The following is a 12,448-nucleotide window of genomic DNA, read 5'->3' on the forward strand; positions in this document are numbered from 1 at the left end:
CGACTAACTCAACCCCATGTAGGACTCAAATTCACTCACAAATGATTGAATCAGGATATGCATGTTTGCCTGTACCCAGTGCTTTGCGATGGCACCGAAAACCAAGTCGGCGGCGATTGAACCGATAAAACTGCAAATGAGGACTAGTAGCGCTAGGGACGACCATTTCATTTGGCGAACCTCCGCGGCGCTTGTGGCAGTACCCCGGTATATTGGCCATTGTTTTGTCCTTGAAGCCATACAGACAAGTCGTATTTGGATATGAGAATGCGCTGGTCAAGCCGATTGGCTGGCAGACAGTTCTTGCGCACGAGTTCGTAAACTGTTACGACGGGAAGGCGCAAGATCTTGGCGACTTCGTGAACGGATAGCATGTTTGTGTACATTTACAGCCCTCCAGTCGACTTAAATCGATATCATCGCGTTGTCCTTTGATATATCTACTAGCATGCCCGGAAATAAGTGGTTCAAACACAACGCCAACGCTTCGCAGATACCGACAATTCGAGCTGCGACTGGGCGGGCACCCTCCGTGCGCTTTTTGAGTATGCTTTCAAAGCCGCAGCAGTTTCGAGTGTATTTCGCATGCATTCGGTCAGGAGGGTGTTGTCATGGGACAAAGGATTTATGTGTCGTCTGGAGGACCTTGGGAACAGGTGATTGGGTATCATCGCGCCATTCGTGTGGGAAACCGTGTCGTCGTCGCCGGCACGACCGCAACCAAAGGTGAAGAGATCATTGGCGTTGGTGACATGTATACACAGGCTGCGTATGTATTGAAAATTATTCGAAAGGCACTGACGAGCGTAGGGGCCAACATGTCTGATGTCATCGTTGTACGAATTTACGTTACGGACATGTCGCAGTGGCCGGCTGTGGCGCAAGCCCATCGCGAAGCGTTTGTGGATACGCGCCCCGTCACGACGATTGTTGAAGTAGGGGCGTTGATTGATCCGCGGTTACTGGTGGAAATTGAAGTGGAAGCGGTCGTGGCCGAATAGGTGTCCCAGGTCCATCAGACAAGTTCACATTTTGAGGCTTACAGTCCGCGAAGATGTGCGATAATATTGCTAGCGAGTGTTGGAGAGAGGAGTAGTCCGTTTTGAACATCTTAGAGGACTTAGAATTCCGCGGCCTGATTTATCAGGTGACGGATAGAGACGAATTAGAAAAACGATTGCATGAACAGTCCGTTCGGCTCTACGTCGGGTTTGATCCGACGGCTGACAGTTTACATATCGGCAGCTTGTTACCTATTTTGACGTTACGGCGGTTTCAATTGGCTGGCCATAAACCGATTGCACTGGTGGGCGGGGCGACTGGCTTAATTGGAGATCCTAGCGGTCGAAAACAAGAGCGTACGTTGAACGGGCCGGAAACCGTAAAGAACTGGACGGATAAGATTCAGGCACAGTTGTCGCGTTTTATCGACTTTGAGGCCGGGGACAACGCAGGGCTGGTCGTAAACAATTATGACTGGACAAGCGAGATGGGCGTCATTGAGTTCTTGCGGGACATTGGGAAAAACTTCAATGTCAATACAATGCTCAACCGTGAATCAGTAGCATCGCGGCTTGAGAATGGGATATCGTTTACTGAGTTTAGTTACATGTTGCTGCAGTCCAACGACTTCCTAGAGCTGTTCCGGCGCTATGAGTGTGTGCTGCAAATTGGTGGGTCTGACCAGTGGGGGAATATTGTCGGCGGAATCGATTTGATTCGCCGCATCACAGGTCAGCCAGCATACGGACTCACGATGCCACTGATTACAAAAGCGGATGGAACGAAGTTTGGCAAGACTGCGTCAGGTGCGGTGTGGCTGGATGCAGAAAAGACATCCGTGTATCAGTTCTACCAGTTCTGGTTGAATACACAGGACGAAGATGTCATTCGCTTCTTGAAGTACTTCACGTTCCTCTCGCACGAGGAGATTGAAGCACTGGAGCAGGAGGTCGCCAACAATCCTGGGGCGAGATTGGCACAGAAGACGTTGGCTGAACAAGTGACCACGCTGGTTCATGGTAAAGCAGAAACCGAGCGGGCCATTCACATGTCCAACGTACTTTTTTCGGGGGATATCAAGAGTCTGACCGTGGACGAATTGCAGCAAGTATTTGAAGGTGTACCGTCGATCACACTCCCCTCCAGTCACGAAAAGGACATTATCTCCCTCTTGATTGCCAGCGGGGCTTGTCCGTCGAAGCGCCAGGCGCGTGAAGATGTTACGAACGGTGCAATTAGCGTGAATGGCGATAAAATCACAGACCTTGATCGGGCATTTTCGCAGGATGAAATGTTTGGCGGTCAATTTTTGGTCATTCGCCGTGGCAAGAAGAAATACTTCTTGGTCAAATTTGAATAGTACACAGCGATTGTGAAACGGTCGCTGCATGAGGTTCGGTTGGCGGTCTCCGGCGGGCGATATTTACCGAGGTATTTGCGGTAAAGGGCGCCGGAGGCCGCCCTCTTTGCGCTTCTGTCGTGAACAGGTCTAGATTTTCCCTGTTAGCTTAAGAAATAACCCGGCCCATAGGCAGAGGCAAATGCCAAGGACCACCCCAATCAATCGATCTTTCACGAAGCTCACCTCTGCTATGTGATGTCACCAGGATACGGTTAATCATGTATACGCGCGGCGAGACTAAAATTTCGGGGTATCACCCAAATTTTCTTTGCGTTTGATGCCTCATGTCAGCCGTTTGTGATATGATTTCGCTTTGACTATGATGGAGGTCTGAGTTCGCTTATCAGATGACACAGGGTGGGGGTGATATCGTGTTATCGCAAGAAAAACTGACCCGGTTAAATCAGCTTGCGCACAAGGCAAAGCGTGGTGCACTAACCGATGATGAGCGGTCTGAACGCGACATACTGCGCCGTGAGTATCTGGACAACTTCCGCGCGCAATTCCGCGGTCATCTCGAAAGAATCCACCTTGTGGATGGTGAAGATGAAACAAACACCAAACCGCAGTAGAGATTATCAAAGACAACATGTTGGTTACAGATATTTCCGATGCGCGCTGCGCTGTGTGATCCCGTTTGAAGCCGTAGACGGATCGTTCACTTACCACTACGGCTCTGACGGGTGACTGCGTTATCGCGACGAATCCTTCGGTTCAGTTGTGGAGTCAGTTTCTTCATAAGCCAAGAGGATGATGGACTTGTTGGTCTTCGCGCGCAACTGTTCTTCTAGTCGCTTAATGTCTTGGAGTGTGTCTGCCCCCAAGTTCGCAAACGCCACATCTCTCATATCCATGTTCATTTCCATTTCCGTGTGTTCACCTCCGTCTAGTGTGGTATGTAGTATCGGTCATCATTTCGCGAATTACACAGTGGGATAAGGGTTGTTTCGTGCGTAAATTGGGTGTAGCGTGGATGGGGATGCCACTTAAATCTTAAAGAGAGAGCGTATATATGAATCGTTCATCATTTCAATTGAATTCACGCACGGTCGTCTGGTGGATGCTGACCGCTACAGGTGTGACGCAGACGACACAGTTCATGGTCATGCCGTTTATGGCGTTGTATATGTCTGTGCATACGCATGCCGCAGCGAGTGTAATTGGTCTCGCTGTGGGCAGCATTTCACTTACCACGACATTGTTCAGTTTTTTTGGCGGCGCATTGGCAGACCGACTTGGCCGAAAATGGGTGATGGCAGTCGCGATGTTGCTTAGCGCACTGGCGATGGTGGAGTTTGCAAACGCACAGGCAATTTGGGCGTTCTTTGTTGTCAGTGTGTTGACGGGTTTGTCACGTGCTCTATTTGTGCCTGCGTCACAGGCGATGTTGACGGATTTCACGGAGCCAGAGCGAAGAGCACACGTGTTTGGCATGAGTTACTGGATGAACAACATTGGCGCCGCAGTGGGTCCAATCATTGGTGGTGCTTTGGCGGGAACGGCGCCGCGCCTGACGTTCTATATCGCTGCCGCTATCAGCCTTGCCTATTTGTTTGTGATTGTGTCAGTATTTCCAGAATCTAATAGGAAATCAGGCGGCGGATCGATAGAGGTGAAGTTGGGGACCGTCGTGGATACGTTGCGAAAAGATAAGGCGCTCGTCGTGTTTATTGTGGCTGGTATTTTAACGAGTGTGGGATACTCGCAATTTGATACGACATTGCCGCAGGTCTTACAGTCGTTATTCGGCTCAGAGGCTGCTTCACGGCAGTACTCGTACATTTTTGCCGCGACAGGACTGGAAGTTGTAATTCTTCAATTTATCGTGACACGGATGAGTGCTCGCTTTGGTACGGGGAAGGTTTTATTGGTCTCACAGTTGATTTACGCGTTGAGTTTTTTCGGCATTGGAGTATCCGGAAACTTTGTGCAGTTTCTCGTTTGGTCGATTATTCTGACGGTGGGGGAAGTGCTGGCTGCGCCACGTCTCGCTCAATACATCAGTACACTGGCTGATGAGAGAATGCGCGGTGCATACTTTGGCGCTAATTCTTTAACCAATTTAGGATACTTCCTCGGTCCATTTATCGGGGGCATTTTATTGCGTCACCTGGGGGCCATGTCGGTATTTTTTGTCGTGGGGTGCCTGGCGCTGCTGGCTGGCCCTTTTTATAATGCATCACACCGGATATATGTGAAACGCGAACATTCTAATGGCAGAAAAGTGACCATTGCAAACGCCGGCGCACAAAAGCGGCGGGACAGTCGCATGTGATTGATGAACGTTTACCAGCCAGTGCCGAAGTAGTGAACCGTTTGTTCGCACCAAGCTCGCCAAATGCTCGCACATAGCTTTGATGTATGTCGCACCAAGACGGTCATGGATTCACCTCGTTTCTCCATTTGCCAAGCCCTAAGGAATGCGGGTGCATGGGTGCATGGGAAGTTTCGCGGCTTGTCCCGTCGCCGGGTGTTTCATGACACAGTTTGTCTCGGATTGACTTGGTTTATGCGCTTACATGTGTATTTTTGGGCACCACTTCAGGAGCGGTTTGTTGACTGTAGACTTTGAAAAGAAATCGCAAAAACGGAGTGCGATTCGCTTGGCGAATATGCACTCCGTTTTTTTGAACGATTCCATTGGAATGCCCTTGAAGGGCTCGTTACGACGTTGCCATTGGCTTGTCGTGTATCCATAGGCATCCCAGATTAAAACATCTTGCGAACAGCGGAAACGTGTTTAGACCAATACGAACCAGGTTTGATGGAGATATAACCGACCTTGCCCAAACCGCCGCCTTCTTGCAGGACCTCATTGTTCCCAGCATAGATGCCAACATGGTGCCCTTTATCAAAAATGACCAGATCACCCGGGCGGGCTGCGCTGCGCGCCTCGTGCCAACCTACAGTTGTATATTGAGCACGTGAAGAGGTGGTCATCTTATAGCCTAGCGCGTGATGGTACACATATGAGGTGAAGTTGGAGCAGTCAAAACCGTACTGCCCACGGTCTTCATTGTGTCCCCAAATGTATGGCGTTCCCATCTTGCTTTTGGCCACATTTAACACGGCATTTTCCTTTTGCTGTGTCGTTGCAGTTGTTGCTGCCTCAGGGTGAATCTGCTTGTCCATTGTCACGCCTGGTGGGAGCGCCGTAGATGCGCTCGCAAGTGGTGTAAAGACTGCAAAAGAGCAAGCCACTGTGCCTGCCATGCCTGTTAACATACGCTTTAGCAAAGCGTTCCCCCCTATCGCCTCCGAGGTTAGTTGACGGATTCGGGCGGGAGTCGCCCTAGTGCGAAATGCACATTCACCCCTGTGTTGCTTATCCCCCGTACCTGACGAATCAGGATTCGGCGTTATTTGATTTGCATGGACAGGCTAACATGGCCGCTCTTTTATTGCATTGTATAAATACCAGCACTGTTGGTAGAGATGTCTTTCACAGGTTAAATTCCTCACGCATGCATAAAAAATTCATGTTGCGGGGTAGTGCACTTTATTTCAGCGTCAGTGTCGCGCTGTTACCAATCATCGCAGTGCCGTCATCGTTCTGGTAAATCACTCGGATGACACCAGATTCACCGACCAGGTTGGAATTATAGTGGAAATCTATCGTTGTTCCATCGCTATTCAGCGAGAACCCTGGGCTCTGACTTCCGCTGGTGGCTTGACTCAGGGTATTTACCACGGACGAACCTTTATTCGGAATGAACTCCAGTTCGACAAGACGATAATTTTTTGGCGGATTTGCAATCGAGAAAGTGACATGTTGTCCGGCTTTACTGTCAATGACAACACCAGGTGCTGGCTGTGTGGCAGCCATACTGTTGACGGTGCCCTGCGGCCAAAAAACGGAGATATGATCTACATGGTCACTGATTTGCCCATTTGTCTTGGAGAAGACCCACAACAGTTGGTAGTCGGGACCAGCAGGGTATAGGTAGATTTGTGAGTCAGAGGTCTCTCTGATGACACCGGGCTTACCAAGCACGTCCTCGATATCTGAGAGTGTGACGGCCTGTACGGTAGGGGAAAAAGAACGAACGTCAAATAGTTGATCTCCTTTATTGAGACCAAATGCAGCATCATGAGCAGGGTAGCTCGCATAAATGCCAGCGCCTGCCGCATTTTGTTGGGTGGGTTGTCCCCATGCTTTTACCACATCGTCGAGATTCGTTTGTAGTTTATAGGGTATACCATATGCAATTCCGGACACAGCGGAGTTCACAATGTTTCGGACGGTTTCTTGTGCCGTGTCAGTCGAGGTGGCCTGCGTGTTGGACGAGCTATCCACTGTAGACGTGGTATTTGGATTTGAAGATCCGGTTCCGCTCGACGTCGGATTCGATGTCTGTCCAGATGGTTCATTGGACGTTTGATTTGACGTATGATTAACCGCCGTGGACTGCCCACTGATTGTGTTGGATTGTGATGTTTTACTGGCACATCCCGTGACGAGTACTTCTGAGACGAGTGCAATGCCTAAAACAAAAGCCATCCAGTGAGGACTTTTACGCACAATGACATCTCCTATCTCGTGAATCAGGTTCACGATGTCTTGGAATTCCCGCGTTTGTGATCAAACGCGGGTGACATGTGTTTGATTTGATATGATGCGTTCATGAATGTGACGATGACCCCACGCACTATGTTACAAAAGTCGACTTTTTTCATGGCCTCAAAATAATGCTTGACTGAACGTAAGAGCTCATTGTATGATATCGCTCGTGACCTTGAGGGCCCATAGCTCAGCTGGCTAGAGCGCACGACTGATAATCGTGAGGTCGGAGGTTCGAGTCCTCCTGGGCCCATCAGTGTCCTGAAAAAGTTGTTGCAGTGCAGTAGAATAAATGATATAATGTTTTTCGTTGCTCAAGATATTTTTGTGCCCTTAGCTCAGCTGGATAGAGCGTTTGACTACGAATCAAAAGGTCGGGAGTTCGAATCTCTCAGGGCACGCCACATGCCGAAGTGGCGGAATTGGCAGACGCACACGACTCAAAATCGTGCGGGAAACCGTGCCGGTTCGAGTCCGGCCTTCGGCATTACTTTGGGGGTATAGCTCAGCTGGGAGAGCACCTGCCTTGCAAGCAGGGGGTCGTCGGTTCGAATCCGTCTACCTCCACCACATTCCTCGATAGCTCAGCGGTAGAGCATCCGACTGTTAATCGGAGGGTCGTAGGTTCGAATCCTACTCGGGGAGCCAATTTGGCCCCATGGTCAAGCGGTTAAGACACCGCCCTTTCACGGCGGTAACGCGGGTTCGAATCCCGCTGGGGTCACCAGTGGACGGTTAGCTCAGGGGGAGAGCACTCGCTTCACACGCGAGGGGTCGGCAGTTCGATCCTGCCACCGTCCACCATCTAAATCATTTTAGCGCGGGGTGGAGCAGTTGGCAGCTCGTCGGGCTCATAACCCGAAGGTCGCAGGTTCAAGTCCTGCCCCCGCAACCACGTGGAGCTGTGGTGTAGAGGCCTAACATGCCTGCCTGTCACGCAGGAGACCGCGGGTTCGAATCCCGTCAGCTCCGCCAATCTTGTTTATGTACACAGTGCACGAATTGTAAGATGTATAACAAGTGGCGATAATAAGTTTGTCTTTCTATTGTAGCGTTTCGTACATAACCGAGAAAAAAGCCCCGCAGGTATGCGGGCCCATAGCTCAGCTGGCTAGAGCGCACGACTGATAATCGTGAGGTCGGAGGTTCGAGTCCTCCTGGGCCCACCATGAAGCTGGTGGGCTTTTTTTGTGTCCTTTTTCAGGTGTTATCTGTTGACTCCATGCGGGTTGTCATGTACCGTTATTTCTGAGTTCAGTTGAGGCAGTTGAGATGAGTGCAGTGTCCATCAGTGCGGGCACTCGAGAGGAGTTAGCACAGTGCTATTAGTTATCGATAATTTTGATTCGTTTACTTACAATTTAGTGCAATATTGTGCCGAATTGGGCTGTGAAGTCACGGTTCGGCGAAATGACACGTCTTTGCATGAACTTCAGCAATTGAGCCCGTCTGCCGTCCTGGTCTCACCGGGTCCGTGTTCCCCTCTGGAGGCGGGTATCTCTATTGAGGCAATTCAATACTTCTCCGGTCGCGTACCTGTGCTTGGCGTTTGTCTTGGACATCAATCGTTAGCTGTCGCATTTGGCGGCCGGGTGACCCAGGCTAAGACACCCATTCATGGTAAGACGTCGATGATTCATCACAACGGTGATGCGCTGTTTCACGACGTTCCTTCGCCGTTTCGCGCGACTCGATATCACTCTCTCATCGTAGATGCTTCCACGCTCCCGGATACCTTTACGGTGACTGCAAATGTTGGCGATATCATCATGGCTATGCGTCACGAACCGACTGGTGCGCTAGGGGTTCAGTTCCATCCGGAGTCCATTCTCACAGATTGCGGAAAGCAAATGCTTGAGAATTTTTTGAGAACCGCTGCCTGACTAGAAGGTTACAGCGGCATCAAGGGATTTCGGGTGTTTTTGTCGTGGTGGCACAAGGTGGAGAGGAGTCAGTGAAGGTGCAATCTTATACGTATGCGAATGTGGCTAAGGTCGATCCCTTTTATTTATATCTACACGCAAAATCTTTGCTCGGCGATGGGCAGGCCTTTCTCTTGGAGGCTGGTCGTGATGACGAGAATGCAGCGTATCAGATGAGTTTGCTCGGGGTGTGTCCAGTAGTTGAAGTGCAAGTGAAAGATGGACTCGTCACGATAAATGCGATTGCCGCCCTTGAAGCGAGCTTGGCGGATTTGCTGGACGCTGTGGAGGAAGTGAAGCCTCCTGGCGTATGGCCAAGCGTCGTCAGTCGCTCATCACGCTATTTCCGACCGGTTGATCCGATGGCCTTTCTCGAGGAACTGCGCATCCGACTTCAAGCGCTGTGCGCGCCTGACATGAAGGAGCCGTTTAGTGCAGGCTTTCTTGGATACGTCGGTTATGACGGCGTACATTATTTGGAACGATTGCCGAAGACCACCCACGATGACAGGAATGTACCTGACATCCGCTTGCAGTGGCACGCCGGGATATTGCAGTGGGTCGGCTCGGAGCTTACCTTCCACTTCCAGGATGCGATTGTCGACGTCACGCGCGACCAAGAGGACGGTGCGGGCAATTCACTTGTGAACAGAATCGACGAATTTGCATCGATGTTGGCGCGCGTTGCGAAGGAGGGTCTCCGAGAACCTGAGGAATTGTCTGATGCGAAGACGTTTGCAGTGGAAAGCAGCCTACAAGTGCCTTCTGTGCAGTATGACGTCTCCCAGGAGCGGTACTGCGCCAACGTGGAGCGGGCACGCGAGTACATTGCACAAGGGGACATTTTTCAAGTGGTGCTTTCCACGCGGATGCGTATCGAGGGCGCCCTTCACCCATACGCAGCCTACGATGCGCTGCGACGGCTGAATCCGTCGCCGTATATGTTTGTCGCGGAATATCCGGGCATGCGTCTTTACGGCGCCAGTCCCGAGGTACAGTTTCGCGCACTGAACGGGTCCGCGGAAATGAAGCCCATCGCCGGGACGTCGCGGGGGCGAGGGGGATCACCGGAAGAAGACGCGGCGCTCATCGAAGCGCTGAAGGCAGATGAAAAGGAATCAGCGGAACACGTGATGCTGGTTGATCTCTGTCGGAACGATCTCGGCCGAGTCTGCCTCAGCGGATCCGTACATGTTCCCGACTTCATGGTCGTGGAGCGTTACTCTCACTTGTTTCACCTCGTGTCGCGCGTGCGCGGCACACTGCGACCCGACGTGAGCGTTTTCCATGCCCTTCTCTCGACGTTTCCCAACGGCACGCTCTCCGGCGCGCCGAAGATTCGGGCGATGGAGATTATCGACGAGCTCGAGACGTTGCGCCGGGGGCCATACGGCGGATTCATCGGCATGGTGGATGCGATGGGCAATGCCAATACGGCCATTGTCATCCGTTCCGTATTAGAGCTGAAGGGGACGCAGTACGTGCAGGTGGGAGCGGGTATCGTGCTGGACAGCGTTCCCGTGCGCGAATGGGAAGAGTGTCACCACAAAGCAGGGGCAATTCTTGATGTCTTGCGCGGGAGGCACCTTGTCTGAAACATCGCCCGCGCGTGCACGCGGGGGGTGTATCACCGGATGGTCCAGTATGCGGGACTGTTCGGAACATCTGGATCTGGGGACCAAAAAATTTGATTTCACTATTGCACAAATGCGCAAGTACGTGTTATTATACTAAACGTCGCTTGCGTCCGTAGCTTAGTGGATAGAGCGCTGGCCTCCGGAGCCAGAGGTCGGGGGTTCGAATCCCTCCGGACGCGCCACTTTTGTAGCAAGCGAATTGCAGTTCTACCAAGGCTTCTCGGGTTTTCCGAGAGGCTTTTTTATTTCTCCGAAAATCCGCTCTGCTACAAATTTGCTACAAATCATTTTGATGCCTCACCACTTTCTCGATTCTATAACTGATTCACTAGAGGACCTGGAGGGTGACTATGATGAATCTACTGATTAGACCGGTTCGTGCAAGCGATGCTCAATCTATTTATCGCATTATGATGCAGGAGCAGGTTATGCCCTATATCATTTCACTTCCCAGTGATCGCCTTGAACAATTGGAAGATAGGTACCGAACGCTACCCAAAAACGTATACGAATTTGTCGCTGAGGTAGACGGTGATGTAGTGGGAAATGCGGGTTTAGTTCAGTTATCTGCACGAAGGTCTCATGTCGGTACGTTTTACATAGCGGTAGACTCAAATTTCCACGGTAAAGGCATTGGCACGGCACTTATTACGAAAATTCTCGATTTAGCGGATAACTGGTTGATGTTAGAACGGGTAGAACTTGGTGTTCTAGCAACGAATCCGAGGGCACAAGCTTTGTATGAACGACATGGGTTTGTCGTGGAGGGGAAAAAGAGAGGCGCGATTCGCAGTGCAGGTGAATATGTCGACGAAGTGGTTATGAGTCGCTTGCGCCCGAACGGCTTGTTAAATCGGCAAGTTTGATGAAGTGGGCCAATGGTCGGTTGCGTACATTGTCGTAGGCGATTGATCATTGGCTGTCGCCATTCAACATGCAGATGGCGGGATCGGCCATGACGCACGAGCGGAAATCATCAAAACTATACGTAAGCGCTTCCAAGGTGTGCGCGGCATGGGCGCTGCTTTCAAATAGGGGGGATGGACGTGACACTACATGTTGGCGTGGTCGGCGTCGGGCATATCGGCAGTATCCATGTGTCTGTTTACCATGAGCATCCGGATACCCAGTTGGTGGCGGTTTGCGACATTGATGTCGCGAAGGCAGACGAGGCAGCCGCGAAGTACGGGGCACGGGCGTTCTACAGCGTGGAGGAAATGCTAGCTTCGGGTATTCATCTGGATGGATGTAGTGTCGCAACGAAAGGGGAAGTTAGATGAAGCCAGGCAGATGGTGGAATTGGCGCAGCAAAAACAAGTGGCATACGGCATCAACTTAAACCATCGGTTCACGCCAGCGGCCCGTTGTGCCAAGCGTTGGATCGACGATGGGCGCTTGGGTAAGTTGCACATGATCAACATGCGGATGTGGATCAACAACCCTGTGGAATCATCGCCGTGGTTCCATTTGCGGGCGTTACATCCGCACTCATTTGACGTCATGCGCTATTTCTGCGGAGATGTCACGAAAGTGGCTGCTTTTATGATGAAGGGGGAAGGTCGCTCGATTTGGTCCAATACGCAAGTCATCGTGCAATTTGAAAATGGCGTCATCGGCAATCTCACTGGAAGTTACGATGCTGGTGCCAGTTACGGGTTGGAACGATGTGAGGTGGTTGGATCGAAGGGGCGGTTTGTGCTGGAGGACGCTTGCGAGCACTTGACGTATTATCCGCGCCACAGCATCGCGACAGACGCTTTGATGCGTTGTACGAACGTCGTCGAATCGGTTCGCCAGTCGGTTGAATGCTTGGAAGCGTCCCAGTTTTAATAAACCCGGATTTCGACGATTGTGTCCTCATGAACTGGTGTGAATAATTGAAAAGGTGCTCCCCGTATGGCTAAGATGAGTTTGTCGAGAACCA

Annotated in this window: 14 protein-coding genes, 11 tRNA genes and 1 riboswitch; of the genes, 20 read left to right on the forward strand and 5 right to left on the reverse strand. The window is 51.2% G+C overall.

Translation table 11 applies throughout. The annotated features are described in order from the left end of the window. Positions 1-3: 3 nt before the first annotated feature. Both K1I37_RS08645 and K1I37_RS08650 read right to left on the reverse strand, forming a co-directional pair. Positions 4-171, reverse strand: coding sequence for a hypothetical protein (locus K1I37_RS08645; protein WP_021298219.1), 168 nt, complete (start codon positions 169-171; stop codon positions 4-6). Continuing rightward, positions 168-386 carry a helix-turn-helix domain-containing protein gene (locus tag K1I37_RS08650; RefSeq protein WP_021298220.1) on the reverse strand — a complete coding sequence of 73 codons (219 nt, stop codon included), beginning with the start codon at positions 384-386 and terminating at the stop codon, positions 168-170. The genes K1I37_RS08645 and K1I37_RS08650 overlap by 4 nt, the downstream gene beginning before the upstream one ends. 225 nt (positions 387-611) lie before the next feature. Here K1I37_RS08650 and K1I37_RS08655 point away from each other — a divergent pair, with 225 nt between their 5' ends. The 3 genes from K1I37_RS08655 to K1I37_RS08665 all read left to right on the forward strand — a co-directional run bounded on the left by K1I37_RS08655 (position 612) and on the right by K1I37_RS08665 (position 2,976). Beyond that, positions 612-1,001, forward strand: a complete 390-nt coding sequence (locus K1I37_RS08655) for a RidA family protein (protein WP_021298221.1) — start codon at positions 612-614, stop codon at positions 999-1,001. A 101-nt stretch (positions 1,002-1,102) separates the two neighbouring features. Further along, positions 1,103-2,362 (forward strand): tyrosine--tRNA ligase, encoded by a 1,260-nt coding sequence (gene tyrS / locus K1I37_RS08660; RefSeq protein ID WP_021298222.1) that lies wholly within the window; start codon positions 1,103-1,105, stop codon positions 2,360-2,362. Between the two features lie 413 nt (positions 2,363-2,775). Then, complete coding sequence (locus K1I37_RS08665) at positions 2,776-2,976, forward strand: DUF896 domain-containing protein (protein WP_031219204.1); 201 nt, start codon at positions 2,776-2,778, stop codon at positions 2,974-2,976. A 120-nt stretch (positions 2,977-3,096) separates the two neighbouring features. Here the strand turns inward: K1I37_RS08665 and K1I37_RS08670 are convergent, their stop codons facing one another. After that, positions 3,097-3,270, reverse strand: a complete 174-nt coding sequence (locus K1I37_RS08670) for a hypothetical protein (RefSeq protein ID WP_021298224.1) — start codon at positions 3,268-3,270, stop codon at positions 3,097-3,099. A gap of 146 nt (positions 3,271-3,416) precedes the next feature. Between K1I37_RS08670 and K1I37_RS08675 the strand changes: the two genes are divergently transcribed. Next, positions 3,417-4,679, forward strand: a complete 1,263-nt coding sequence (locus tag K1I37_RS08675; protein WP_021298225.1) for an MDR family MFS transporter — start codon at positions 3,417-3,419, stop codon at positions 4,677-4,679. A 434-nt stretch (positions 4,680-5,113) separates the two neighbouring features. Here K1I37_RS08675 and K1I37_RS08680 read toward each other — a convergent pair whose 3' ends face one another. Beyond that, a complete protein-coding gene (locus tag K1I37_RS08680) occupies positions 5,114-5,641 on the reverse strand; it encodes a C40 family peptidase (RefSeq protein WP_021298227.1) in 528 nt (175 codons plus the stop codon). Further along, positions 5,642-5,773: riboswitch (cyclic di-AMP (ydaO/yuaA leader) on the reverse strand. It lies immediately after the preceding gene. A gap of 130 nt (positions 5,774-5,903) precedes the next feature. Continuing rightward, positions 5,904-6,926 (reverse strand): YjgB family protein, encoded by a 1,023-nt coding sequence (locus tag K1I37_RS08685; RefSeq protein ID WP_146821944.1) that lies wholly within the window; start codon positions 6,924-6,926, stop codon positions 5,904-5,906. A gap of 218 nt (positions 6,927-7,144) precedes the next feature. On the opposite strand from K1I37_RS08685, the gene K1I37_RS08690 reads away from it, so the two are divergent. From K1I37_RS08690 to K1I37_RS08765, 16 genes are all read left to right on the forward strand, one after another. Continuing rightward, positions 7,145-7,218 (forward strand) — tRNA-Ile (locus K1I37_RS08690). Between the two features lie 74 nt (positions 7,219-7,292). After that, positions 7,293-7,369: transfer RNA gene (locus K1I37_RS08695), tRNA-Arg, on the forward strand. Positions 7,370-7,372: 3 nt separating this feature from the next. Beyond that, positions 7,373-7,452, forward strand: a tRNA-Leu gene (locus K1I37_RS08700). Positions 7,453-7,459: 7 nt separating this feature from the next. Then, a tRNA-Ala gene (locus K1I37_RS08705) sits at positions 7,460-7,535 on the forward strand. Positions 7,536-7,538: 3 nt separating this feature from the next. Further along, positions 7,539-7,613, forward strand: a tRNA-Asn gene (locus K1I37_RS08710). A gap of 4 nt (positions 7,614-7,617) precedes the next feature. Beyond that, a tRNA-Glu gene (locus K1I37_RS08715) sits at positions 7,618-7,692 on the forward strand. 2 nt (positions 7,693-7,694) lie between these two features. Further along, positions 7,695-7,769 (forward strand) — tRNA-Val (locus K1I37_RS08720). A gap of 15 nt (positions 7,770-7,784) precedes the next feature. Beyond that, positions 7,785-7,860 (forward strand) — tRNA-Met (locus tag K1I37_RS08725). A gap of 3 nt (positions 7,861-7,863) precedes the next feature. Next, positions 7,864-7,940: transfer RNA gene (locus K1I37_RS08730), tRNA-Asp, on the forward strand. A gap of 117 nt (positions 7,941-8,057) precedes the next feature. Continuing rightward, positions 8,058-8,134, forward strand: a tRNA-Ile gene (locus K1I37_RS08735). Between the two features lie 150 nt (positions 8,135-8,284). After that, positions 8,285-8,848, forward strand: a complete 564-nt coding sequence (locus K1I37_RS08740) for an anthranilate synthase component II (RefSeq protein WP_021298229.1) — start codon at positions 8,285-8,287, stop codon at positions 8,846-8,848. 77 nt (positions 8,849-8,925) lie between these two features. Further along, complete coding sequence (locus tag K1I37_RS08745) at positions 8,926-10,482, forward strand: anthranilate synthase component I family protein (RefSeq protein ID WP_031219206.1); 1,557 nt, start codon at positions 8,926-8,928, stop codon at positions 10,480-10,482. 148 nt (positions 10,483-10,630) lie between these two features. Then, a tRNA-Arg gene (locus K1I37_RS08750) sits at positions 10,631-10,706 on the forward strand. A gap of 171 nt (positions 10,707-10,877) precedes the next feature. After that, positions 10,878-11,390, forward strand: coding sequence for a GNAT family N-acetyltransferase (locus tag K1I37_RS08755; RefSeq protein WP_031219207.1), 513 nt, complete (start codon positions 10,878-10,880; stop codon positions 11,388-11,390). Between the two features lie 180 nt (positions 11,391-11,570). Further along, a complete protein-coding gene (locus tag K1I37_RS08760) occupies positions 11,571-11,804 on the forward strand; it encodes a Gfo/Idh/MocA family oxidoreductase (RefSeq protein WP_021298233.1) in 234 nt (77 codons plus the stop codon). Then, a complete protein-coding gene (locus tag K1I37_RS08765) occupies positions 11,776-12,354 on the forward strand; it encodes a Gfo/Idh/MocA family protein (protein WP_201766397.1) in 579 nt (192 codons plus the stop codon). The genes K1I37_RS08760 and K1I37_RS08765 overlap by 29 nt, the downstream gene beginning before the upstream one ends. Positions 12,355-12,448: the final 94 nt, after the last annotated feature.

The sequence above is a fragment of the Alicyclobacillus acidoterrestris genome (assembly GCF_022674245.1).
GTDB lineage: Bacteria > Bacillota > Bacilli > Alicyclobacillales > Alicyclobacillaceae > Alicyclobacillus > Alicyclobacillus acidoterrestris.